The sequence below is a fragment of the Capnocytophaga sputigena genome, from assembly GCF_900446695.1.
In the GTDB taxonomy this organism is placed as follows: domain Bacteria; phylum Bacteroidota; class Bacteroidia; order Flavobacteriales; family Flavobacteriaceae; genus Capnocytophaga; species Capnocytophaga sputigena.
Map to the genome: position 1 here is coordinate 90570 of NZ_UAVP01000011.1, position 26689 is coordinate 117258.

Consider the following 26689-nt stretch of genomic DNA (forward strand, 5'->3'; position numbering starts at 1 on the left):
ATGTTACGGAGATATATTGCAATAGATGTGCCAAGATTAGGAAATAACTAAGTTCATTATAGGTTGAAATAGGAGACTTTTTATAGGAATTAGAATCTTTAGTAGCTTTTTCAATCAATTAATAAAGAAATAAGATATTCTCTAATAAAAATATATTTTTGGAAACTTTTTTTGTTTATTAAGTTTTTTTATTGTATTTTTGCCGCCGATTTAGAACAAATAAACAAATGGATTTAATTAAACTTTCTATTAAGCGCCCTAGTGTGCTTATTGTAATGCTTTCCTTATTACTTATAGGTGGTTTTTATTCTTATAAGTTGCTGAATTATGAGTTGATTCCTAAATTTGAGGTAAATGTAGTAACAATCTCTACTGTCTATGCTGGAGCTTCACCATCTGAGATAGAGAGTACTATTACCAAAAGGATTGAGGATGCGGTTTCAGCCTTAGAAAATATTAAGAAAATACAATCGTATTCGTATGAAAGTCTTTCAGTGGTAGTAGTACAGCTTACTAATGATGCTAATGTAGATAATACTCTTAATGAGGCACAAAGAAAAATTAATGCTATTCGTGCTTACCTACCTACTGATGCTAAAGAACCTTCACTTAGTAAATTTTCTCTTTCAGATTTACCAATCATTTCTATAGGGGTGACTTCTAAGTTATCTGCTCAAGAGTTGTATGACTTAGTAGATAAGAAGATACAACCTGAACTCTCACGTGTACCAGGGGTAGCACAAGTAAATATAATAGGTGGTCGGAAACGCGAAATACGTGTGAGTATTGATGCTAAGAAATTAGAAGGTTATGGGCTTTCTATTGCTCAAGTACAACAATTGATTGCTGCTTCAAATATGGAAATTCCTGCGGGTAAAATCAAGACTCGTGAGAATAGTACTTCTATACGTTTGCTTGGTAAAATACAAGATGTAGATCAGTTGCGTAACCTTATACTTGCTTCACAAAACGGAGTAGAAATACGTCTTTCGGATATAGCTGATGTACAAGATACAGAAGAAGAGGCTGAAAAGATAGCTCGTATAGACCAAGAAAATACTCTTTTGTTGCAAGTACTCAAACAAACTGATGCTAATGCTGTATCAGTGAGTGAATTGGTACGAAAAAAAATGAATCAAGTAGAGCAGACTTACAAAAATGAAGGAGTGAAAATGCTATTAGCAGAAGATACTAGTGAATTTACGTTAGAAGCATCAAATGCAGTAATGTTTGACTTAGTATTAGCAATTGTGTTGGTAGCTGTAGTAATGTTTTTCTTTCTTCATAGTTTGCGTAATGCTCTTATTGTAATGGTATCTATTCCTACCTCATTAATTGCTACTTTTATAGGTATGTATTTCTTTGGATTTACGTTGAACTTGATGAGTTTGGTAGCCCTTTCAATGGTAGTAGGTATATTAGTAGATGATGCTATTGTAGTATTAGAAAATATTCACCGCCATATGGAAATGGGTAAGAATAAAGTTCGTGCTGCTTTTGACGGATCTAAGGAAATTGTACTTACTGTAATGGCTATTACCTTAGTAATTGTAGTAGTATTTGTACCAATTTCTATAGGGAATAGCATAGTTGTAAATATCGTAAGAGAGTTTTGTATGACGGTAGCCATTGCTACAATGCTATCATTGTTAATGTCATTTACAGTAGTACCTTGGCTGTACTCACGTTTTGGGAAGTTAGAACATGCTAACTCTAATTCTCTGTTAGGAAAGGTATCTATTGGATTTGAAGGGTATCTTAAGCGTTTTACACAATTTTTCTCAGACCTATTGGTATGGGTATTTGCTAATAAATGGAAAACTATTATTTTAGTATTTTTTCTTTTTATAGGTTCTTGTTCATTGATTCCTACAGGATTTGTAGGGACTGAATTTATGCCTAATATGGATAGAGGCAAATTTTTAATACAATTTGAATTGAATAAAGATGCTTCTCTTGAACAAACAAACTTCATTACTCAAAAAGCAGAGAACTATCTTCGTAACTTGAAAGTAAAAGGTACAGATAAACCTTTGGTAGAAAGTATGATTACTACTGTAGGGCAATCTACTAGCGGTATGGGGGCTTCACAAGCAACAGCTTATAAATCAGAAATACAACTTACTATAATTGATAAAAAAGAGCGTAGTGAATCAACTAATGTGATTGCAGCAAAGTTAAAACGCGAATTGAGTCAGTTTTTAATAGAAGCTAAAGTAAAAACAGTACCAGTAGGAATGATGGGAGCTGAACAAGCCCCTATTGCTCTTGTGGTTACTTCTGACAATGTAGAAGCAGCTCAACAATATGCTGAAAAAACGGCAGAACTACTTAAAACTATAGAAGGAGCTACCGAAATAAAACTTACCTCAGAATCAGGTAATCCTGAAATAAGCGTACAGTTAGATCGTGATAAAATGACGATGTTAGGACTCAATATTGCTACTGTAGGAGGAACAATACGAACTGCTTTTAATGGTAATGATGATAGTAAGTTTCGCACGGGAGATTCTGAATATGATATCAATATAATATTTGAAGATGGCAGCCGTCAATCAATGGATGATATAGAGAATATGATGTTCATCAATTCAGTAGGACAACAGATAAAGCTATCGCAATTTGCAACTATTGTTTACGCTTCAGGTCCTACGCAATTAGAACGTTATGACAAATCTCCATCAGTAACAGTACAAGCTCAATCGGTAGGTCGTCCTACTGGTACTATAGTTTCAGAATGGAAGAGCAAAATAAACCAATTAGAAAAACCAACTAATGTACATTTTGTATTTACGGGAGACCAAGAAATGCAAGATGAAGGTTTTGGCACTTTGTTTGTATCACTTTTTGCAGCTATTCTCTTGGTATATATGGTAATGGTTGTATTATATGACAGTTTTTCACGTCCATTTGTAGTATTATTCTCTATCCCATTATCTTTTATTGGAGCCTTGGTAGCTTTAGCATTAGCTAATATGTCTCTCAATACCTTTACTCTTTTAGGTATGATTATGCTCATTGGGCTAGTTGCTAAGAATGCGATTATGTTAGTTGACTTTGCTAACCATCGTAAGCAAGAAGGAGAAGATACTGTAACTGCATTGATACAGGCAAATCACGCTCGTTTGCGCCCGATATTAATGACAACTATTGCGATGGTAGCAGGAATGATACCTTTGGCGATAGCAAGTAGTGCGGGAGCTGAAGTAAATAATGGTTTGGCTATTGTAACTATTGGAGGATTGTTATCTTCACTGTTCCTAACTTTAATTGTGGTACCTTTGGTATATCTCATTTTTGACAATATAAGCAAACGTTTTGGTAAAGGCACTAAAACTGATTACGAAAAACTGATGATTGCTGATTACGACCATATAGATATCAAAGGAGAACACGAAATATAACAAATATTTATCTTTATAAAAAGAAAAAAGGGATACCCAATTGAGGGTACCCCTTTTTTATATCTTATAGTTAAGCTTCTAGTTAACAAAATTCATCGTAAGCTTGTTGAAGATTTTCTGCTATTACTTCAGCCATACGACCTTCTATATGGTGACGCTCTAGCATATGCACCAATTCTCCATCTTTGAACAAAGCAATACTTGGAGAAGAAGGAGGAAAAGGTAGCATATATTGGCGTGCCTCTTCAGTGGCCTCTCTATCAACCCCTGCAAAAACTGTAGTGAGATGATCAGGTTTTTTTGCATTTTGCAAACTGTAAAGTACTGCAGGTCGTGCATTGCGAGCTGCACAACCGCAAACAGAATTTACCACTACAAGTGTAGTTCCTTCTTGTTCAATTGCATTTTTTACAGCTTCAACTGTTTTTAATTCTTTAAAACCAACATTTGTTAGTTCTTCTATCATTGGTTTTACCAATTCAGGTGGATACATAATACTTCATTTTTAAATTGGGTGCAAAGGTAATAAAAAAAAATATATCACAAATTATTTTGTCAATTAGAAATTATGTTGTACTTTTGAACCACTAATAAAGCATTAATTTTCAATGGCAAAAATTACAACAGCTAAAGAAGCCCTAAAAGTAGTAAAAAATGGTGATTTTGTGTATATACACGGAGGAGCTGCTGTGCCAGAAATATTAGTAGAAGCGCTTGTTGCACGAGCTCCTGAACTAAAAAATATTACTATTGGGCATATCCATATAGAAGGAGAAGCTTCTTTTGCTGATCCTAAGTATAAAGATAGTTTCTACATAAATTCTTTCTTTTTGTCTAAAAGTGTACGACATATAATAAAAGCAGGTAATGGGTCGTATACTCCTGTTTTTCTAAGTGATATGCCACTACTATTCGACCGAAAACATGTAAAAGTGGATGTAGTTCTAATACAAGTATCTCCCCCTGATAAGTTTGGATTTTGTTCTATGGGGGTAAGTGTAGAGGCTTGTAAGTCAGCTATTCGCAATGCTAAATACGTTATTGCAAAAGTAAATAAGAAAATGCCCCGTACCTATGGTGATGCTCTTGTTCACATAGATGAGATAGATTACTTAGTGGAATATGATGCTCCTATTTTCTCCCTACACCTCTCAGAACCCAATGTTATAGAAAAACAAATAGCTCAACATATAGTCCCTCTTATAGAAGATGGTAGTACTTTGCAATTGGGTATTGGTAATATACCCAATGCTACTTTAGGTGAAATGGGGCACCTTAAAAATTTGGGGATTCATACAGAACTTCTTACTGAAGGTGTACTTGATTTGGTGAAAAAAGGAGTTATTAATGGTTATGAAAAGAAGATTGATAAAGGTAAAATTATTGCCTCATTCGCAATGGGGTCACAAGAGTTATACGATTTTATAGATCATAATCCCTCGGTAGAAATGGCTGAGGCTTCATATACTAATGAAGTATCTGTTATTCGTCAGAATCCTAAGATGATTTCTATCAATTCAGCTATAGAGGTAGATATTACAGGGCAAGTATGTGCTGACTCTATAGGGACAACTATCTATTCAGGCTTTGGAGGACAAATAGATTTTGTGCGTGGAGCAATGTTAAGTGAAGGAGGTAAATCTATTATTACATTCCCTTCAGTAACCAACAAGGGAGAAAGTAAGATTGTACCTTTTCTCAAACAAGGAGCAGGTGTAGTTACTACCCGAGCACATGTGCAGTACATAGTAACCGAATATGGAGTTGCAGAACTATTTGGTAAAAATTTAAAAGATCGTGCTAAAGCATTAATAGCTATAGCTCACCCTAATTATAGGGAAGCCTTGGAAAGAGCAGCTTTTGAAATGTACAAGTAAATAATTAACTTTAAATATTGATTTGCTTATGGAAACAAAAAATGTAAACTTCTTAAGTATTGTACTTAAAAATGGACTTTTATTAGGGCTTGCTTCAGTAGCCTTTAATGTAGTGTTGTATGTAACTGACCTTTTGTACACTGATAGTACTTTGATGGGTATTCTTACCTGGTTGGTAGCTACAGCTATTTCTGTAGTTTTTATTATAATGGCTATAGAACAATACAAAAAAGCTAATGAAGGGTTTCTCTCTATAGGAGAAGCTATAAAAGTAGGGGTAGTAGTAGCTGTCATAGCAGGAGTGATAGGTGCTATTTATCAAGTGATATATACTACTATTATTGATCCTGATTATTATGAAAAGGTTGTAGAAGTTACAATGAAGAAAATGAGTGGGATAACTTCTAATTTTACCGAAGAACAGATGGAAGAGTTCCAAGATAAAATGTATGCTAACAAACCTTCTATCGTTTCATCATTTTCTACTTCTGTAATATTTTCGGCTATTGGAGGACTCATCATCTCAGCTATTGTAGGAGCTGTGAAGAAAAAAGAACAGCCAATGTCTCTTTAAAAAGCAACAAAATAACTTAAATTAAACTTTGCTGAAATCTAAGGATTTTAGCAAAGTTTTTTTGTTTATAAAAAAGATAACTTCTTAGCTATTACTTGCTAATTACCAATTATTTTGTACCTTTGCAGCCTCTTTATGACATTATAATTATGGAAAAAATAAAGAAATTTAGACTTGATTTCATTGATGTAATTCGTGCCTTTGCTATTTGTATGATGTTACAAGGGCACTTTGTAAATGGACTTATTGCTGAACGTTATCGTGATGAAAACAATCTTATCTATTGGTTTTGGCATTATTGTACAGGTATTACAGCTCCTGTTTTCTTCACCGTCTCAGGATTTATCTTCACCTTTTTATTAGTGAAAGAAAGTGATATTACCAAAATAGGATGGAATAACCCTCGTGTAATGAAGGGAATACGTCGTGGTTTATTGCTTATTGGTATTGCTTACTTCTTACGTATGAGTTTCCAAAGTGTAGATGTACTGCACTGTATAGGTCTTTCGCTTCTGATGCTGATTGCTACATACCTCATTTCATACAACAGAAAATCATGGGTGATGCCTACCATACTCATTACTACTACTATATTGGCTTTTACCTTTGAGCCTTTTTATAAAGAATTTGCTTTTAGCTGGCTACCACTGCCTATTGCTAATTACTTCACAAAAGTACACGGTACTCTCTTTACGATATTTCCTTGGTATGGTTATGTATCATTTGGTGGCTTTATGGGATATTTATTTCAGCGAAATAAAAATCACCCTCACCTATACCGCAATGCTATTCTATTATTCTTAAGTGTAGGAGCATTCTTGTTATGGGGCTTTCACTTTATGATAGAACAACTGTTCTATATCAACCATTCTCCATTTTTTGAGCGATTAATGCAGGACTTTGTTTATTTGCGTTTAGGCAATGTGTTACTTGTGTTTGGATTTTTTGCCTTAATGCGCAATGTGATTACTTCACAACTCATTAAAACTATTGGGCAAAATACCTTATCAATTTATGTGATACACTGCTTTATCATATATGGTAGTATCACTTCTTACGGACTTATACAGCACTTTGGCGGGCAACTAAAACCTTATCAATTATTTTTAGGAGCACCTACCTTTATAGCTGTATGTGTATGCTTGTCATTTATTTATAATCGTATAAAACCTGTTATTAAATCAGGTCTTGCTTTTGTACTCAAAGAAATAAGAGCATTCTTGATAGAAAGTTATCAATTTATTGTAAAACTATTAGAAAGGCTTCTCGCCTTATTTGTTAAGGAATGAAAAAACATCTAATTATTTTGGCTTCAGTTATGACATTGAATGGTTTACAGGCACAACAACCACTTACTCCTGAAAAACTATGGGAACTACATCGGGTGAGTGCCATAGCACTTACTCCCGATCAACAATATGTATTGGTGAGTGTGAGTACTCCAAATGTAAAGGAAAATACTTTTAACAAAGAATACTATAAACTTGCTGTAAAAGGAGGTGTACCCATTCCTATAAGCAAAGAAGAGGTAGAAAAGCTCACGGCTAAATACAATACTGATAAAAGCCTAAAGCTGACTCATAAGGAAGTAAAATTAAAGTCGGTTTTAGGGAAAGATATCTATACTGATTTAGATAAATCATCAGGGAAACTATACAGTAACTTAGATCACCGTCATTGGGACACATGGAATGAAGGTAGTTACAATCACGTGATGATAGAAGATAGTAATGGTAAACAAACTGATATAATGGAAGGATTACCTTATTACTGTCCGCAGTTGCCTTTTGGAGGTGATGAGGATTATATATGGAGTCTCGATGGTAAAAAGGTTCTTTATGTTACCAAAGCCAAAGTGGGTACAGATTATGTACTGAGCACTAATACTGATATCTATGAATACGACCTCACTTCCAAAAAAACAACAAACCTTACCGAAGGAATGATGGGGTATGACACTAACCCTCAGTATAGTAAAGAGGGCGTATTGGCGTGGCTCAGTATGGCACACAATGGGAATGAATCTGATAAGAATGACCTATATATACTAAAGAACGGCAAACGCATCAACCTTACTGCACAATGGGATAACACCATATTTAGTTACCGCTGGAGTAATGACGGTAAACGAATTTATTTAATAGCTCCTACTCAAGGTACTGAACAGCTATTTGTAGTAGATGTTTATAGTAAAAATACCACTCCAATACAACTCACACAAGGCGTTTTTGACGTTAATAGTATAGTAGGACAAGCAGGCGACCAATTGGTTGTGATACGTACGGATATGAACCACGCAGCAGAACTATATACTATTAGCTTAAAAGAGAAGAAAAAAGAATATCTATCTCTCACACAGCTCTCACACTTTAATGATGAACAATATAAGCAGATAGCTCAATGCCCTATAAAGGAACGTATCATCAAGACCACTGACGGCAAAGATATGCACGCTTGGGTGATTTACCCTCCAGACTTTGATCCTAATAAGAAGTACCCTACCCTACTCTACTGCCAAGGAGGTCCACAATCAATTGTAAGTCAGTTTTACAGTTTTCGTTGGAATTTTCAACTAATGGCATCACAAGGTTATATAGTGATAGCCCCTAACAGACGTGGTTTGCCAGGGTTTGGAGTAGAATGGAATGCACAAATCAGTGGAGATTGGGGCGGACAGCCAATGCGTGATTACCTATCGGCTATTGATGATATTGCTAAAGAGCCTTATGTAGATAAAGATAGATTAGGAGCTGTAGGGGCAAGTTATGGTGGATATTCAATCTATTACTTAGCAGGTATTCATCAAAAACGCTTTAAGACATTTATTGCCCATTGTGGGGTTTTCAATTTAGAAAGTATGTATGGCACTACTGAAGAGCTTTTCTTTAACAATAATGAAATAGGAGGAGCTTATTGGGAAGAGCGTAATGCAGTAGCTCAAAAATCGTATAAAGAGTTTAACCCTATAAAGAAAATTAATAATTGGGATACTCCCATACTAATTATTCACGGAGGTAAAGATTACCGAGTACCTGAAGAACAAGGATTTCAAGCCTTTACTGCCGCACAATTAAAAGGCATTAGAAGTGAGTTACTTTATTTTCCTGATGAAAACCACTGGGTATTACAACCTCAAAACGGATTGTTATGGCAACGAACTTTCTTTAAATGGTTGAAAGAAACACTATAACATAATAGAACAACAATAGAAAAGCTGATTAAGAAATAAATCTTAGTCAGCTTTTTATTCATTAGTAACTTAATTTAACTTGTTATCTTATTTCTTTAAAACACATCACCTTCTTTGAGTTTTTCAGCGTTTTCAGCAAGTTGTAATTCATCAATGAGGCGTTGTACATCTCCATTGATAACATTCTGTAAATCATAGAGAGTAAGCCCGATACGGTGGTCAGTTACGCGACCTTGAGGATAATTGTAAGTGCGTATTTTAGCTGAACGGTCACCACTGGATACCATTGACTTACGGCGAGCAGAATCAGCTTCCATTTTTTTAGCAAGCTCTAATTCGTAGAGGCGAGAACGCAATACTTTTAATGCTTTTTCAAGGTTTTTGTGTTGAGATTTTTCATCTTGGCAACGTACCTCTATACCTGTAGGAATATGCTGGAGTTGAATAGCAGAATAAGTAGTATTCACCGATTGTCCACCAGGTCCTGTAGAGGTTGTACGAATAATATTCACATCTGCCATATTGAGTTCTACATCAAACTCTTCAGCCTCTGGCAATACCATCACAGTAGCAGCTGAAGTATGTACACGTCCCTGCGTTTCAGTTTGAGGAACACGCTGTACACGGTGTACTCCTGCTTCAAACTTCAAAGTACCATATACATTATCACCTGTAACTTCAAAAATAATCTCTTTGTAGCCCCCTGCAGTTCCTTCATTGAAATCCATTACTGATGTACTCCATCCTTTGCTTTGGCAATATTTAGTATACATACGATAGAGGTCGCCAGCAAAAATAGAAGCCTCATCTCCACCTGTGCCAGCACGTATTTCCATTACAGCATTCTTCGCATCTTCAGGGTCTTTAGGAATCAACATATATTTGATTTCTTCCTCTAATTGAGGTAAGCGTTCTTTACTTTCATCTAATTGCAGCTTAGCCATTTCCACCATTTCGGCATCACTACCATCAGCAATGATTTCTTCGGCTTCAGCGAGATTACCAGTCACATTGATGTACTCTTCTCGCTTGTCCATCAACTCTTTTAAGTCCTTATATTCCTTATTAAGTTGAATGTAACGTTTTTGGTCGGCTATCACATCAGGTTGGATAATCAAATCCGATACCTCATCAAAGCGTTGTTTAACAATGTTTAATTTATCAAGCATTTTATTCTAATAATAATCTTTTTGAGGGCGCAAAGGTAACAATTAATTAGCTAATTAGCAAATTGCAGAATTATCGCTATAAAAAAACTCTTAAAAAAATTTTAATATTTAGAAAATAAAATATACCTTTGTAGCGTTTTTTAAAAGAAGATTATTTTAACTAATACAAACAAAATGAATTATAGAATTGAAAAAGACACTTTGGGTGAAGTGAAGGTGCCTGCCGATAAATATTGGGGAGCACAAACAGAACGTTCACGTAACAACTTCAAAATCGGTGCACCTGCTTCTATGCCGATTGAAATTATCCGCGGCTTTGCCTATCTTAAAAAAGCTGCTGCATACGCTAACTTCGATTTAAGCGTACTTTCTGCCGAAAAACGCGATGCTATTGCTCAAGTTTGTGACGAGATTCTCGAAGGCAAACTTGATGACCAATTCCCATTGGTAATTTGGCAAACCGGATCAGGTACTCAATCTAATATGAATGTGAATGAGGTAATTGCCAATCGTGCTCAAGTGTTAGCTGGCAAACAAATAGGAGAAGGAGACCCCGTATTAAAGGCTAATGATGATGTGAATAAATCACAATCTTCTAACGATACTTTCCCTACAGGTATGCACATTGCTTGCTACAAAATGGTAGTTGAAAAAACTATTCCTGGGGTTCAAAAACTACGCGATACCCTTGCCGCTAAAGCTGAAGCCTTTAAAGATGTTGTAAAGATAGGTCGTACACACCTTATGGATGCTACACCACTTACTTTAGGACAAGAGCTTTCAGGCTATGTAGCTCAGCTTGATCATGCTATTCGCGCTATCAAAAATACTTTAGCACACCTCTCAGAACTCGCTTTAGGTGGAACTGCTGTAGGTACAGGGCTCAACACTCCTAAAGGTTATGATGTGAAAGTAGCTGAGTATATTGCTAAATTCACCGGTCTACCTTTTGTAACTGCTCCTAACAAATTTGAAGCTTTAGCTTCTCACGACGCCATTGTAGAAAGCCATGGTGCCCTCAAGCAATTAGCTGTATCATTAAACAAGATTGCAAATGACATTCGTATGATGGCTTCAGGACCTCGTTCTGGTATTGGTGAAATTCTCATCCCTGCTAACGAACCAGGTAGTTCTATTATGCCAGGTAAAGTGAATCCTACCCAATGTGAAGCGATGACAATGGTTGCAGCACAAGTAATGGGTAACGATGTAGCTATTTCAGTAGGTGGTACTCAAGGTCATTACGAATTGAATGTATTTAAACCATTAATGGCTTCTAACTTCCTTAAATCAGCTGAGTTGTTAGGTGATGTTTGTGTATCATTTGAAGAACATTGCGCAAGTGGTATTGAACCTAATTACAAGCGTATTAAAGAATTAGTAGACAACTCGTTGATGCTTGTCACAGCTCTTAATACTAAAATAGGTTATTACAAAGCTGCCGAAATTGCTCAAACAGCGCACCGCAATGGTACTACCCTCAAAGAAGAAGCTGTACGTCTTGGCTATGTTACTCCTGAGGACTTTGATAAATGGGTACGTCCTGAAGATATGGTAGGAAGCCTTAAATAATTAATAAGTAATAACTTATATAACAAATAAAGGGTATCTGGAAACAACTTTTTAGATACCCTTTTCTTTTAATACACATCTTAAAACTATATTTTTATGCTAAAAAGAAATCTATTTTTATGGCTGTTTACTATAGCCATATCGTTTGGGGCTACTGCTCAAAACTATGAGTGGAAAGAAGCCCAAAGTGGCGGGTATACTTACAAATATGTAACCCACGACCCCACCAATGCAAGGTTCTATACCTTGAAAAATGGACTTACAGTCATCTTAAGTCCTACTAATAAAGAACCTCGCATTCAGTGTTATGTAGCAGTGAAAGCAGGTAGTAAAACCGACCCTGCTACCAATACAGGGTTGGCTCACTACTTAGAGCACTTGCTCTTCAAAGGTACTGACAAATATGGTTCTCTTGATTGGAACAAAGAAAAGGTACAATTAGACAAAATTGATGCCCTTTATGAAGAGTACAATCACACCAAAGACCCTGCTAAACGTAAGGCTATTTATAAGAAAATTGATTCAGTATCGGGGGTAGCTAGCAAGTATGCAATTGCTAATGAGTACGACAAGATGATGACTGCTATGGGAGCACAAGGTACTAATGCGTTTACTTCTTTTGAGAAAACTGTTTATACTGATGATGTACCAGCAAATGCTATCAATAAGTATATTGCTGTACAAGCTGAACGTTTTCGCAATCCTGTGCTTCGTATTTTCCATACCGAATTAGAAGCTGTATATGAAGAAAAAAATCGCTCTTTGGATAGCGATAATAGTGAAGTATTTGAAACTCTCTTCTCTGAGTTGTTCAAAAAACACAATTATGGCTTGCAAACTACTATTGGTACGGTAGAACATTTAAAAAATCCTTCATTAAAAGAAATCCGCAAGTACTTCCAAACCTATTATGTACCTAATAATATGGCAGTAATATTGGCTGGTGATTTCAATCCTGATAAAGCTATTGCTGAAATTGATAAGGCTTTTAGCTATATGCAACCTAAACCTGTACCTCAATATACTTTTGAGAAAGAAGCGCCTATCACTGCCCCTATCATCAAAAAAGTAGTAGGTCCTGATGCTGAAAGTGTTTCTATAGCATTCCGTTTGCCAGGTAACCAAGATAAAGATGCTCTATTAGCTGATTTAGTAGGTGAAATCCTCACCAATGGCAATGCAGGGCTTATCGATTTGAATCTTGTAAAGAAACAAAAATTACTAAAAGCTAGTGCCTTTGCTTATACACTTATAGATTATGGAGTACTATATCTATCAGGAGCTCCTTTACAAGGACAGTCGTTAGAACAAGTAAAAGATCTTATGTTAGGACAAATAGAAAACCTTAAAAAAGGTAATTTTGATGATGATCTCATCCCTTCTATTATCAACAATTTGAAAAAACAAACAATTCAAGCAACCGAATCTTATAGCAATCGTGCTAATATGTTGATGGCAGCTTTTACTGATAATCTCAACTGGAAAGACCAAGTAGCTTATGTAAATAATCTTTCTAAACTTACTAAAGCCGATATTGTCGCTTTTGCTAATAAATACTTAGGTAATAACTATGTGGCTATTTATAAAGAGAAAGGACAACGTACCAATGTAGAAAAAATTGAAAAACCTGCTATCACTCCTGTTGAAACTAATGCCGATAAACAATCAGCTTTTGTGAAAATGATCAACGAGATGCCAAGTACTCCGGTAGCTCCTGTATTCTTAAATTACAGTAAAGATTTACAAAAAGGTAAATTAGGTAATGCCGAAGTATTGTATGTGCAAAATAAAGATAATGAGTTGTATCGTTTGAGTTTCCGCTACAAAATAGGTTCAGCTAATGATTTGAAAATGCCTATAGCAGCCCAATACATCCAATTTTTAGGAACTGATAAGAAATCAGCTGAACAAATTTCAAAAGAATTTTATAAGATAGCATCCAGCTTCCAAATCTCTACAGAAGAAGAATATACTTATGTATCAATAGAAGGTTTACAAGAGAATTTTGAAGCTGCTGTTAAACTTTATGAAGATTTAGTTCTCAATGCTAAACCAGATGAACAAGTATTACAAGCACTTAAAGCACGTGTTGCTAAATCACGTGTAGATGTAAAAGCTAATCGTGGAGCTATTATGCAAGCACTTACTAATTATGCTCTTTATGGTTCTAAAAATAAGGTGAACAATGTACTTTCTAATACCGAAATTAATGCGATTAGTGCAAAGGAACTGGTAGATAGAGTTAAAAATTTGAATAATGTAGAGCAAACCGTTATTTATTATGGACCTGCTACACTTTCAGAACTTACAACTAAACTAAAACCTTTACATAAAGTACCAACTAAGTTCGCTAAAGTAGCTCCTAAAAAAGAGTTTAAACAAGTAGAACAGACTAAAAACCAAGTACTCTTTACTGATTATGAAATGGTACAAGCTGAAACACGCTGGGTGCGCAATACTGTTCCTTTCAACCCTGCTGAAAGTACTGTAATTAGTGCATTCAACAACTATTTTGGTGGAGGTATGGGGTCTTTGGTATTCCAAACCATTCGCGAAAGTAAAGCGTTAGCATATAGTACTTATGGTTATTATGCTTCACCAAGAAAGAAAACTGATAAATACTATGTGCTTGCCTATGTAGGTTCGCAAGCTGACAAATTTAAAGAAGCTGTAGAAGCTATGAATGAACTGCTCAATACAATGCCTGAATTACCAGCTAATCTCGAATTAGCCAAGCTACAAATCAAACAAGAAATAGAAACTGAGCGTATTACACAGGACGGCATTATTTATAGCTATTTAGCAGCACAAGAATTAGGTCTTAAGGATGATATACGCAAGCAAGTATATCAAAATATAGATGGTATTACAATGAAAGAGATAAAAACTTTCCACGATAAATACCTTTCTAAAAAACCTTATACTTATGTGATTTTAGCTTCTGAAAAGAAACTTTCAAAAGATGAACTTCAAAAAATAGGAGATTTCAAAAAACTCTCTTTAGAAGAACTCTTCGGATACTAAAAATAAAAACGAGGCTCATCAAAAAAGGTGAGCCTCATTTTTTTTGTTATTTTCTTCAGTTTTTACTTTTTCATAGCTTCTTTGATATGAGCTACTTCAGCTCCTATATCACCTGCTCCTACAGCTAATAATAATTGAGGATGTTTTTTGAGTAGAAGAGGAATAAGTTCAGTTTTGTTTACTAAAGTTTTTTTAGGAGTAGTAATTTTCTCTAATAAAACTTGTGAAGTAATTCCTTCTATAGGTAATTCACGTGCAGGATAGATATCTAGCAATATCACCTCATCAAATTGTGATAGACTTTTTGCAAAATCATCCATAAAATCACGTGTACGAGTGAAAAGGTGAGGTTGGAAAACAATAGTTTTAGGAGTATTAGGATACATTTCGGCTACTGCTTGATATAGTGCATTGATTTCGGAAGGGTGATGGGCATAATCATCAATGAAAACAAAGTCTTTTTCTTTAATGATATATGAAAAACGACGTTTTACCCCTTTAAAAGTAGCTAAGTGAGGCAACAATTTTTCAGGAGCAATTCCTGCTTTTACAGCCATAGCAATAGCTGCCAAAGCATTGAGTAAGTTGTGTCGCCCTGGTTTCATAAAGGTAATATCTTTATAAATACCTCCTGCATATTTGAAATCAAAATGATAAATACCATCTACAATATGAATGTTTTGGAAACTGTAATCAGAATTATCTTCTAAACCATACGTTTCACCAGCTATATTTAGTCCATTGCGCACAATGAGACTGCCTCCTGGTTTAATTTTTCCAGCAAATTCGTGAAAACCTTCTATAAGATGTTGCTCATCACCATAAATATCGAGGTGATCAGCGTCCATAGAGGTAATACAAGCAATGTTAGGTGAAAGTCGCAAAAATGAACGGTCAAACTCATCGGCTTCAACTACTGTATATTCACTACCTTTGAGCACCAAATTACTATTGAAATTTTCAGCTATACCTCCTAAAAAAGCACTTACTGAAGCTCCACTTTCTACCATAATATGGGCTAAAATACTTGATGTAGTTGTCTTACCATGAGTACCTGCGACAGCTAAACAAAAAGTGTTTTTTGTGATAAATCCTAACACTTCTGAGCGTTTTACTACTTGGTAGCCATTTTCTTGAAAAAAAACTAACTCTTTATGATCTTTAGGAACAGCAGGGGTATATACCACTAAAGTAGTTTCTACATTTTTAAATGAATTAGGAATAGCATCTAACTCATCGGTAAAGTGTACTTTTATACCTTCTTTTTCTAGCATTTCAGTAATATCGGTAGGAGTACGATCGTAGCCAGCTACCACTTTACCATTGGTATTGAAATAACGTGCAAGGGCAGACATTCCTATGCCTCCAATACCTATAAAATAAACGTTTGTTATTGGTTGTAAATTCATAATTTCCTTGTTTCTAATAATTTACCATTTTTATAAGTGCTCACAGTGGTTTCTTTTATACTGCGATCTTCACATATTTTTTGAGAAATTACCCCTTTTTCATATAACTCTTTGCAGTTACCTTTTTCAGTAACATACCATTTTTCAGTTATTTTCCCTTCAGGGTCATATTTGGTAGTAGTTTTACTATTTATTTGTTCGAGTTTGAGTTTGCCATTTTGATAATACTCTTTGGTAGTGTTTTTAATAGTATTTACTTCTTTACTGGGGTTGCCATTCTTGTGATAATTAGTTACTATTTGGTCAGCGCCTTCTTTTAAATTAGTGTATATTTCTATTTTTTGAGCAATATTTCCAGCGTGGTCATACACCAATCCTTCTATAGTATTACCTTTGAAGATATTTTTTTTGCGTAATCTTCCTTCAGGAGTAAAAATATGAATTTCAGCAAGTTTTCCATTGTTAAAAATATAAGTAGAAGGAATGTTACGCTTTTTATTTACAAATTTACCTTCACCTACTAATTGACCACTATTACCTATTTCAAACTCGAAATGTTGTTCGTTGTTATCAATGATGTAAGTACCTTTTTGTAAAGCTATCTTTCTCGTGATAAATGCCTGACGTATCATATCAGCATTGATAGCAGCTGAGTTACCTGATTTGAGATTGCGTTGTAATTGTTGATATACTTCATAGTTTGTATATTCTTTGATTTCTACAATACCTTTTTTGAAATCATCACTTTTAGTATCTATAAATACAGAGGGTTTTAAGGTAGTTTGTGCTATAGAAAGCACTCCTCCTCCTAAGAGAGCTATAAAGGTTAAAAATTTAGTCATCTGTTATTTATTATTAAATCTACAATTTCTTTGTTTGCATTGGGTTGAGCTAGCGCTTTTATATGAGACGAAAGATTTTGCTGTTGAGTTTCATCAGTTATCAAGCTGCTAAAAGTATCTGCAAATTTACTATCTAATTCATTTTCTTTTATTAAAATAGCAGCTTGTTTATCAGCTATAGCACGTGCATTTTTAGTTTGATGATCTTCGGCTACATTAGGTGAGGGAATAAATATTACTGGTTTGCCTACTACACATAATTCACTTACAGAACTTGCACCTGCTCGTGAAATAATTACATCGGCAACGGCATAAGCTTGTTCCATACGATCAATAAAAGCTAAAACACGCACTTGTGGACTATTGTACTTTTTGTATTCATCATAGTAAAGTTTGCCACATTGCCATAGTACTTGTACACCTAACTTTTCAAATAAAGGCAACTGTGTTTCTACTAACTGATTAATGCGTCGTGCTCCTAAACTTCCTCCTAATATCAAAAGTGTTTTTTGATGAGAATTAAGTTGGAAATACGATAAACCTTCTTCGCGATGTTGCTCTATATTTAATAAACCTCCACGAATAGGATTACCCGTTTTTACGATTTTCTCTTTTGGAAAGAAAACTTCCATACAATCATAAGCAACACATATTTTCTTTGCCTTTTGGGCAAGCATCTTGTTGGTAATGCCAGCATAGGAATTTTGTTCTTGAATAAAAGTAGGGATTCCCATTTGTCCTGCTACTTTCACTACAGCTCCACTAGCAAACCCTCCTGTACCTATGACGGCATCAGGCTTAAAACGATTGATGATTTGTCGGGATTTCCATAGACTATGGATAAACTTTAGTGGAAAAATCAAATTTTGCCAAGTGAGTTTACGTTGAATTCCTGAAATCCACAAGCCTTCAATAGGATAACCAGCTTGAGGTACCTTTTGCATTTCCATACGATCTTTAGCCCCTACAAAAAGTATTTCGGCTTCAGGTAAACGTTTTTTTATTTCATCGGCAATAGCGATGGCAGGGAATATATGTCCGCCAGTACCACCTCCTGAGATAATAAATTTTTTCATAGAATTTAGTTATTTAGTTTTTAGTTCAATAACTGTGATTTCAGGCCATACTCCTAAACGACCAGGGAAAGCGTGATAACCAAAACCTCTATTTACATTCAGGTATTTACCATCCTCCTCATACATTCCTCCCCAATATTTGTAAATATATTGTGAAGGGCTCCATTTTAGCCACCCAGGTATTTCAATACCGCATTGCATCCCGTGTGTATGACCACTGAGAGTAAGTTGAATATCTTTATTTTCAGGTAACACAACCTCTTGCCAATGAGTTGGATCGTGACTCATTAATATTTTAAAATCTTCGGTATTTACACCTTCCATAGCCTTATTCAAATCGCCATATTTAGAAAATCGACCGTGTCCCCAGTTTTCTACCCCTATTAAAGCTATTTTTTCGCCATTACGTTCTAAATAACAATGTTTGTTAAGCAATAGTTGCCATCCCATTTGTTTTTGTAATTGGAATAAATGCTCTAAATTCTGTTGTTTAGCTTCAGGAGTTTCCCAAGAGGAATAATCACCATAGTCGTGGTTACCCATAATAGAAAATACTCCATCAGGTGCTTGGAGAGTAGCAAAAAGTGATTTCCAATTGTGTACCTCATTTGCTAAATTATTTACCAAATCGCCAGTAAAAAGGATTACATCACTTTTTTGTGAGTTGATAAGCTCTACTCCATAGCGTATTTTCTCATAGTTGTCAAAGCTACCACAATGAATATCGGATATTTGAGTAATGCGATAGCCATCAAATGCTTTAGGGAGATTATCGAAATACAATGTGTATTTCCAAACTTTATAGTTATATTTTCCTTTGAAAATACTATAGAGGATAGAAGCAAAAGGAATAGCTGCCAATCCCCAACCTAAAGTACTTACAAACTTACGACGAGAAGGAATACGTGGTGCATTAGTAGGTTTGCGAAATATAGCTTTTATAAGTCGTGTAATATCTTCTAATAACAAAGGAAGAGTTACAAACAAACAGATAATAAGCCACGTAAGTAGCCCTGCAATAGCATATTGTTGAGGGGCACTCCATACAACTTTTCCTCTACAGAACCAATGGTACAACAAGTGAATTACCACTCCTATTGTGATGAGCCAAAATAGCCATTCTACCCAACGGGGAACTTTGAGGGTTTTTAAACTTCTACTTGCATAAAATGTTAGTAGAAAATAAATGATAAAAATACCAATAAGAATTATATAAACCATATTCATTTGTCAATTTACCAATTTGCTAATTGACAACAAACTGGCTAATTATTCATAATTTTTTTGATGTTTTCAACATTAGAAATAGGGCGTTTTGTTTCGTCTAAAAACGCCTCTGTTTTAAATGAGAAAGGCAAAGATGTACCCAAATCCTCAAAAACTGTACCTGAAAAGTGCACTTGGGTAAAACCAGCAGCTTTTATCTGTATAATGCTCTGTGGATTGATACCTCCCCCAGGCATAATTGTAGGTTGACCTGCAGCTATGCGGTTGAGTTCTTTAAGTAGCTCTAATCCTTCGATAGCTGATTTTTTACCCCCTGAGGTAAGAATACGTTCAACTCCCAAACGTTTTAGGGTTTTAATTGCAGCAATGGGATCGGGAGCACAATCAAAAGCACGATGATAGATAAATTCCATAGTACCTGCAGCTTCTTTGAGGCGTGCAGTACGTTCTTCATCAATTGTGTTATCGCGATGTAACACTCCTGTTACTACTCCTTGGCAACCTAATTCACGACAGAGATTGATGTCGCGTAACATCACATCAAACTCCTCATCGGTATAAGTAAAATTACCACTACGAGGACGTATCAGTACACAGTTACCGATAGAGAGTTCATCCATTACTTTTTTAATTAATCCATAGCTGGGGGTTACCCCTCCTACACCTAATTCGCTACACAACTCTATACGGGTAGCACCTGATATTTCAGCATTTTTAGCCGACTCAAAAGAGCTGGCACATATTTCATAAATCATAGTCTTTGTTAATTTAGAGCGCAAATGTACAAAACAATTGATAATTAGCAATGAAGAATGAGTAATTAATATAAAAATATCCGAGAAAAGTATTATACTTCCTCCGATATTTATATTTGAAGATGTTTCTTTAGTTGTTAGTTTTGTTAAGATCTTCTAATACTGAATCAAAGAACAATAACATTTCGTGAGCGTGGTATTTGCCGTATTTGTTGAAAGTTGCTTGTGTTTTAGTATCAGGTTTCCAATCGAAGAAAGCGTGATTGGCACCTCCTACTTGTATATACTCCACCCTCTGACCGGATTTGGAAAGGGCGCGTTCGTAAGCTTTGACCTCTTCATCTTTTATAAGTCCATCTTCTGAACCTCTAAACAATAATTGGGGTATAGCTCTTTTAGAAGCCTCGGGAATATTATTGATAGGAGCTATTTCGTTCAAAAAAGGATAGTTCTTAAACATAAAAGCAAGAGTTTCTGGACGAAAAACTCCATAACTAGGGGCAGCAGCTTTGATAGCATTAGTTAACTCATCACGCACTTGAGTTACTGTTTTTCCTTTAGGCATATAGGTAGGCATAAACTCATACACACCTTGTATTTTACCAAAACCTTTATCACCTATACTTTCTACAAAGTTAGCTGCTGAGGCAGATAGATGTCCTCCCGCACTATCACCTGTAAGGAATAACTTACTGCTATCGCCTCCATATTTAGCAGCGTTTTCAGCAATGTGTAACAAAGCTCCATACACATCTTCTATAATTTGGTGCAATTGAGTAGGAGTACTATCTCCGTCTAGTTTGTCTATCCAGCGATAATCAATGTTGAAAACCACATATCTGCCACTGTTTGCTAATTCGCGTGCCAAACCTCTCATCACCGATTCAGTATTGGAGCTCCATCCACCTCCGTGGATAATTACAACACAAGGTAGGTTTTGCTTACCTTTAGGACTATATACATCGTATTTTAGCAGTTTTACTCCCGGTTTAGCATAAACAATATCTTGCACTACTTTCAGATTAGCTTCCGCTTTTTTAGGTACAAAACAAGCTCCTACATTCATATCTTTGTCTACTTTCACTTTGAACTCAGGTGTAGATTGTTCATAAAACATAGCCCCCCACTATTCTGGTAAGGAGTAATAGCCACTATCAAAAATATAGCCAGTGGCAGGGGTTGCTTTGAGTGTAAGAACCGTGCCTGCTTTTACCATTCCGTCCTTAGGTAAAGTAGGGCTAATAGTATACGAACCATTACGTGCCTCATCAGGCGTTACTTTGAATTTGTTTTGTGCTTGTAGCCCTATAACAAATAAGGTTATAGCACTGAATAGTATGTATTTTTTCATATCTGTTTATTTTAACTATAAAAACAATTCATTTACTTTCCCATATTCTGCCCATTGCATATCATACACTTCATCGGCGAGAGCTTTATCGCTTACTACCTGTAATCCTTGAGCTTCGGCTTTGAGGGTTAGCAGGTTGCCGATAGTAGTTTTAGCATTTAATTTATTGAGTAGAGCTTTTACAGTATCGAGAGATAGATCATTAGCAAGCTGTCCTTGGAAAGGGAGTTCCATCCAAATAATCTCTTTAGCCTCTACCTCTAAGATACCAAAGATGAGTCCTTTTTGTAATGATTGAGCGATACGCACCTGATGAATCACGGTAGAAGGATCATAGGCTACCCCTGTACGCTCAGATACTTTCATTTTATGCTTACTATCCATCCAACCTACTACTAAATTAGGTGATAGAGCTCCATTAGAATAAGCATTGCATACAAAGGTTACGTACTTAGCTTTCTTTTGGCGCAAGATATTTACATCGATATTGATATACTCGGCGGTACCTACTTTATTAGGAATACTACGAATATCACCACTGTGTTGGCAACCCGTAGCGGTAAGTCTACCAAAAAAGCAGATCTCATTTTCCATTCTACATTCTTCGTCAAAGGTAATATAGCAAGACAAGTCCATATCGAGATGTTGGGCAGGGAGGTCTTTACCCCATTGCATAAAAAGGCGTATCTCGTTGCCTTCTAAAGGAAATTTCGTACCCATTAGGGTTGCATTGAAGTCGTGTATATTATTGCTTCTATCACCTATAGGCAAAGGGATATGATACAGCTGTTCATCTATAAATATCGTTTTATGAGGATTGGGTTGTTTAGCAAACTTTCGGCGTATTGTCCACAAACAAAGGTCTTCTACAGCTGTTTTCATCTGGGCTAATTGCTCTTCGTTATAACCTAAATTTACCCATTGATTTTTAGGAGCATTTATATAATCACCTGTGATGATTTTTATAGGGCGTGTACCCTGTGATGTAAAGTAAAGGTCGGCATAATTATTAAGGGTAAAGAGCAAACGCATAGGTACTTGGTCTATTACTTCTTTGAAGGCGATAATCGTATCATCTGCACCCACCCATAACATAGTAGCGAATAGCGAACGTGCAAACTCGGAAGGGCGTTCTTTTAGATATTCTAAAACAGTATCAGTATCTACATTTAAGTAAGCCTGTTGAACCTTGCCTTGCCACACTTCGTATTTCTGATGATAGAAAATATCTAATAGTGTAGCAAGCTTTTCAAAGCCTTTTTTCTTGCTATACTCGGCTAAACGCAAGGCACGAATAAAGCGCACCCACATTTCGCGCTTAGGGTGCATTAATTCACAAGCCTTCTCAGCTGAAAGAGACAAATTATTTAGCCAGCGTGCTACTCGGGTACATTCCTCACGAGAGTACTTGAGTTTAAGAGCTTGTTTTGCTTCAGTTGTAGCTTGCTCACTCTTATCTAATTGACGCATTATATGCTGGTTGTTTTTAGCATTTTTAGCAACAATTGTTTTAGGAGGGATTATCTGTAAGAAGCCTGTTTTTTTATACCACAAATAGCGTAAAATATCGGTAGGGGTACGAAAACAAGTGCCTGCTTCAGTTTCTTTTCCTTCAGATAAGTAACTATCGACTACTAAGATGAGTGTTTCTTTCATCTGGATAGTTGTTTCTTTGGCTACTGAGAAGTAAGGCAACAAGAGCTTAAGAGAATCGGATTGGGTAGCATCTAAAGCAGTTTTGGAAGCTAATAGATTTTGGTAATATGTATTAGCCTCTCCCTCTCTCCAAAGGTCTAGAATTTTGAGTTTGCTACCTTGCTCGGTATGTTCTATCTTACCTGACTCAAAAGGTGTGCCACAGAAAGGACAGCCATTATAACGCCACAAAGGGAAAGTACCATAAGGAATATAGTGTCCACAAGCTAAAAATCGCTCGTGTTTAGGTATGTAAGAATCGTTATATCTTTCATCTTCGTCTTGATAGTAATCGTAATAATAGCTAGAGTACTCATCATCATATTTTATTAGGTCAGGATACTGATTGTAGAAAGCAGTGATGATATGATCTATTGCACTCTCGCCTGTAGGTACTTCCCAATTCTTAATGAGAGGAGTCCAATTGAGATTGACATTGAGTACTTCTTTAATAATGCGTATCACCTCTTGACGAAACTCGCTATTAGTACCATTGATAGCATGCAAAAGGTCTTCAGTAACCCCAAAGCCATGTTGTCGTAGGGCAGCTACTAGTTCCAAGGTACCTGGCTGTATGGCTCTTTGTGAGACCATAGTATGAGGAATATAAAGGGCGTTTTGCCTAAGGGCAACTTTTTGTATGTTGATTGTTTTTCCCATAGTATAAAATAAAAAAAGAAAGGTAATCACGGAAGTAAGTTCTTACCAAAAGAGAAATGAAGTAACTTCCGTTTGACCTTTCTTTATTAATTATGAACACAGATTTTTATTCTTCGGTAGGAGGTGTTACTTCCTCAGCAGCATCGGTTTCATCATCGTCTTCTTTCATTACTTTGGTAACAGCAGCAATAGAGTCTTTACCTTTGATGTTGATGAGTTTTACACCTTGAGTAGCACGTCCAGAGATGCGCAGTGTATCGATGGAGAGGCGTATTGCAATACCTGATTTGTTGATAATCATTAAATCTTCGCCTTCCAAAACACTCTTGATAGCAACTAACTGACCTGTTTTCTCAGTAATAGAAATAGTTTTTACCCCTTTACCTCCACGGTTAGTAATACGATATACCGCTTCGTGTGTTTCGGGTTCATCAATGTATGAACGTTTTCCATAACCGTTTTCAGAGACAACTAATACGGTTTCTTCGCGTGGGTTTTCGATAGCTATCATACCTACTACTTCATCGTTTTCGGTGTCGAGGTCGATACCACGTACTCCTTGAGAATTACGCCCTACAGCACGTACTTTGTCTTCTCCAAAACGTATTGCACGACCTGATTTCACTGCTAACATCAGCTGGCTACTGCCTGAGGTAAGTTTAGCTTCGATAAGCTCATCGCCTTCTTTAATAGTAATGGCATTGATACCATTCTGACGTGGACGGGAGTATTCTTTGAGCAAGGTTTTCTTTACAGTACCTTGTTTGGTAGCCATAATGAGGTAGTTATTATTGATATACTCTTCATCTTTGAGATTTTGAACGCTCACAAAGGCTTTAATTTTGTCATCTTGTTCTATATTGATAAGATTTTGTACAGCACGACCTTTGGCAGTTTTGCTACCTTCAGGGATTTCGTAGACACGCATCCAAAAACATTTACCTTTCTGGGTAAAGAACAATAGATATTGGTGATTAGAACTTACAAATAGGTGTTCTAAGAAATCTTGGTCGCGAGTGGTAGAGGCTTTTTGACCTACCCCTCCCCTACTTTGTATTTTATACTCACTGAGGGAAGTGCGTTTGATATAACCTGCATGAGAAATGGTAATGACCATTTTATCATCAGGGATCATATCTTCTACACTAAACTCGCCTCCTGCATACTCAATAGTAGAGCGACGTGCATCGCCGTATTTTTCTTTTATTTCAAGAAGTTCTTCTTTGATAATTTCAGTTCGACGTTCTTTACGAGCTAAGATATCTTCTAAATCACGTATTTCTGCTAACTTTTGTTCGTATTCTTCTTTAGTTTGCAAGATTAACGCTTTGTTGATACGGCGTAGAGCTAAGGCTAAGATAGCTTCGGCTTGAATATCTGTAAGATCAAATTCAGCTATCAAATCTTCTTTAGGTTTATCGTGAAAACGGATGATTTCAATAGCTTTACCCATTGTATTTTCTGTAGCCATCACTTTCATAAAACCTTCCAAGATATGGATACGTTCTTTAGCTTTACGCAACTCGTAATCAGTGCGACGATACACTACCTCGTGACGGTGCTCTACAAAGTGATAAATAAGGTCTTTGAGGTTTAACTGCTCTGGGCGACCTTTTACTAAAGCAATATTATTGATACTGAAAGAAGTTTGTAGTTCGGTATGTTTAAAAAGGTTGTTCAGCACCACATTAGGTACAGCATCGCGCTTTAGGATATAAACAATACGAATCTTACCACGAGCTGATTCATCGCGTACATCAGTAATACCCTCTAACTTACCTTCTTTTACCAAATCGGAGGTTTTTTTCAGTAAGATAGATGTATCTACTTGATAAGGTACTTCGGTAACGACTATACATTCTTTGCCTCTTACCTCTTGAAATTCAGCTTTAGCACGAACAATCACACGACCGCGACCGGTTTTGAAGGCTTCTTTTACGCCCTCGTAGCCGTAGATAATACCACCTGTAGGGAAATCAGGAGCTTTGATATATTTGATAAGTTCGTCAATTTCTATATCGTTATTATTAATATAAGCTATAGTACCATCGATTACCTCAGAAAGGTTATGAGGCGCCATATTGGTAGCCATACCCACAGCGATACCTGCAGAACCATTTACTAATAGGTTAGGGATACGAGTAGGGAGTACGGTAGGCTCTTCGCGTGAGTCATCGTAAGTAAGCTGGTGATCGACTGTTTCTTTGTCGATATCAATAAGCATATCTTCAGAGAGTTTGCGCATACGGGCTTCGGTATAACGCATAGCTGCGGGAGGGTCGCCCCCCATAGAACCGAAGTTACCTTGTCCGTCTACGAGCCTATAGCGTAGACTCCATTCTTGTGCCATACGCACCATAGTGTCATAGACAGCCGTATCGCCGTGTGGGTGGTACTTACCGAGCACATCACCTACGATAGCAGCTGATTTTTTATAGGGACGATTGCTGAGTACGCCCATATCGAACATACCATAGAGCACGCGACGGTGAACAGGTTTCAACCCATCACGCACATCGGGTAGTGCGCGCGAAACGATTACTGACATCGAATAATCGATGTAAGCGGATTTCATCTCTTCGCTGATATCAACAGGAATCAATTTTTCTCCTTCTGTCATAATTATTTACTATATAAAAGTAAGGTTTTTATTACAATTAGCGGGCTAAGATACAAAGTTTTTTTGAGATAGCAATAAAAAAGTTGATGTTTTTTTTTTGATTTTTTTTTAAGTTTTTGATATTCAATATGTAATTAATAATTTTCTATTAGCGATTAGCTAAAATATTTTAGCAAATTAGATGGAAGTTAAATGGCTATTTCTGCGGAATATACAAAGAAAAATGAGGTTCTGTTTTGAAATA

At 36.1% G+C, this 26689-nt stretch carries 16 protein-coding genes and 1 pseudogene; 7 read left to right on the plus strand and 10 right to left on the minus strand.

The genetic code is table 11. The features are described 5' to 3' along the window. Nucleotides 1-227 precede the first annotated feature (227 nt). On the plus strand, nucleotides 228-3404 hold the full coding sequence (locus tag DR017_RS12480; protein ID WP_002678107.1) for an efflux RND transporter permease subunit: 3177 nt from the start codon (nucleotides 228-230) through the stop codon (nucleotides 3402-3404). An 82-nt stretch (nucleotides 3405-3486) separates the two neighbouring features. Here DR017_RS12480 and DR017_RS12485 read toward each other — a convergent pair whose 3' ends face one another. After that, nucleotides 3487-3897 (minus strand): BrxA/BrxB family bacilliredoxin, encoded by a 411-nt coding sequence (locus DR017_RS12485; RefSeq protein ID WP_002678174.1) that lies wholly within the window; start codon nucleotides 3895-3897, stop codon nucleotides 3487-3489. Between the two features lie 115 nt (nucleotides 3898-4012). Here DR017_RS12485 and DR017_RS12490 point away from each other — a divergent pair, with 115 nt between their 5' ends. The 4 genes from DR017_RS12490 (at nucleotide 4013) to DR017_RS12505 (ending at nucleotide 9045) form a co-directional block, all read left to right on the plus strand. Then, nucleotides 4013-5281 carry an acetyl-CoA hydrolase/transferase family protein gene (locus tag DR017_RS12490; RefSeq protein WP_002678044.1) on the plus strand — a complete coding sequence of 423 codons (1269 nt, stop codon included), beginning with the start codon at nucleotides 4013-4015 and terminating at the stop codon, nucleotides 5279-5281. A 28-nt stretch (nucleotides 5282-5309) separates the two neighbouring features. Further along, nucleotides 5310-5855, plus strand: a complete 546-nt coding sequence (locus tag DR017_RS12495; protein WP_002678168.1) for a DUF4199 domain-containing protein — start codon at nucleotides 5310-5312, stop codon at nucleotides 5853-5855. Between the two features lie 149 nt (nucleotides 5856-6004). Further along, nucleotides 6005-7144, plus strand: a complete 1140-nt coding sequence (locus tag DR017_RS12500; protein ID WP_002678019.1) for a heparan-alpha-glucosaminide N-acetyltransferase domain-containing protein — start codon at nucleotides 6005-6007, stop codon at nucleotides 7142-7144. Continuing rightward, nucleotides 7141-9045: a S9 family peptidase gene (locus tag DR017_RS12505; protein ID WP_002678187.1), complete on the plus strand. Its 1905-nt coding sequence runs from the start codon at nucleotides 7141-7143 to the stop codon at nucleotides 9043-9045. Before DR017_RS12500 ends, DR017_RS12505 begins: the two co-directional genes overlap by 4 nt. 95 nt (nucleotides 9046-9140) lie before the next feature. Here DR017_RS12505 and prfA read toward each other — a convergent pair whose 3' ends face one another. Further along, complete coding sequence (gene prfA, locus DR017_RS12510; protein ID WP_002678204.1) at nucleotides 9141-10214, minus strand: peptide chain release factor 1; 1074 nt, start codon at nucleotides 10212-10214, stop codon at nucleotides 9141-9143. 174 nt (nucleotides 10215-10388) lie between these two features. Here prfA and fumC point away from each other — a divergent pair, with 174 nt between their 5' ends. Continuing rightward, nucleotides 10389-11786: a class II fumarate hydratase gene (gene fumC / locus DR017_RS12515; protein ID WP_002678021.1), complete on the plus strand. Its 1398-nt coding sequence runs from the start codon at nucleotides 10389-10391 to the stop codon at nucleotides 11784-11786. 96 nt (nucleotides 11787-11882) lie between these two features. Further along, nucleotides 11883-14810: a M16 family metallopeptidase gene (locus tag DR017_RS12520; RefSeq protein WP_002678137.1), complete on the plus strand. Its 2928-nt coding sequence runs from the start codon at nucleotides 11883-11885 to the stop codon at nucleotides 14808-14810. 62 nt (nucleotides 14811-14872) lie between these two features. On the opposite strand, the gene murC is transcribed toward DR017_RS12520, so the two are convergent. The 8 genes and pseudogenes from murC to gyrA form a co-directional block, all read right to left on the minus strand. Then, nucleotides 14873-16219: a UDP-N-acetylmuramate--L-alanine ligase gene (murC, locus tag DR017_RS12525; RefSeq protein ID WP_002678143.1), complete on the minus strand. Its 1347-nt coding sequence runs from the start codon at nucleotides 16217-16219 to the stop codon at nucleotides 14873-14875. Next, complete coding sequence (locus DR017_RS12530) at nucleotides 16216-17061, minus strand: hypothetical protein (RefSeq protein WP_002678014.1); 846 nt, start codon at nucleotides 17059-17061, stop codon at nucleotides 16216-16218. The genes murC and DR017_RS12530 overlap by 4 nt, the downstream gene beginning before the upstream one ends. Then, on the minus strand, nucleotides 17058-18137 hold the full coding sequence (gene murG / locus DR017_RS12535) for an undecaprenyldiphospho-muramoylpentapeptide beta-N-acetylglucosaminyltransferase (RefSeq protein WP_002678209.1): 1080 nt from the start codon (nucleotides 18135-18137) through the stop codon (nucleotides 17058-17060). The genes DR017_RS12530 and murG overlap by 4 nt, the downstream gene beginning before the upstream one ends. 9 nt (nucleotides 18138-18146) lie before the next feature. Continuing rightward, nucleotides 18147-19358: a metallophosphoesterase gene (locus DR017_RS12540; RefSeq protein ID WP_002678095.1), complete on the minus strand. Its 1212-nt coding sequence runs from the start codon at nucleotides 19356-19358 to the stop codon at nucleotides 18147-18149. Nucleotides 19359-19402: 44 nt separating this feature from the next. Next, complete coding sequence (locus tag DR017_RS12545; RefSeq protein WP_002678208.1) at nucleotides 19403-20119, minus strand: copper homeostasis protein CutC; 717 nt, start codon at nucleotides 20117-20119, stop codon at nucleotides 19403-19405. A gap of 130 nt (nucleotides 20120-20249) precedes the next feature. Beyond that, a pseudogene (locus tag DR017_RS12550) lies at nucleotides 20250-21470 on the minus strand (alpha/beta hydrolase). Between the two features lie 15 nt (nucleotides 21471-21485). Then, nucleotides 21486-23825 carry a hypothetical protein gene (locus DR017_RS12555; protein ID WP_002678253.1) on the minus strand — a complete coding sequence of 780 codons (2340 nt, stop codon included), beginning with the start codon at nucleotides 23823-23825 and terminating at the stop codon, nucleotides 21486-21488. Nucleotides 23826-23931: 106 nt separating this feature from the next. After that, nucleotides 23932-26445: a DNA gyrase subunit A gene (gyrA, locus tag DR017_RS12560; RefSeq protein WP_002678087.1), complete on the minus strand. Its 2514-nt coding sequence runs from the start codon at nucleotides 26443-26445 to the stop codon at nucleotides 23932-23934. Nucleotides 26446-26689 lie beyond the last annotated feature (244 nt).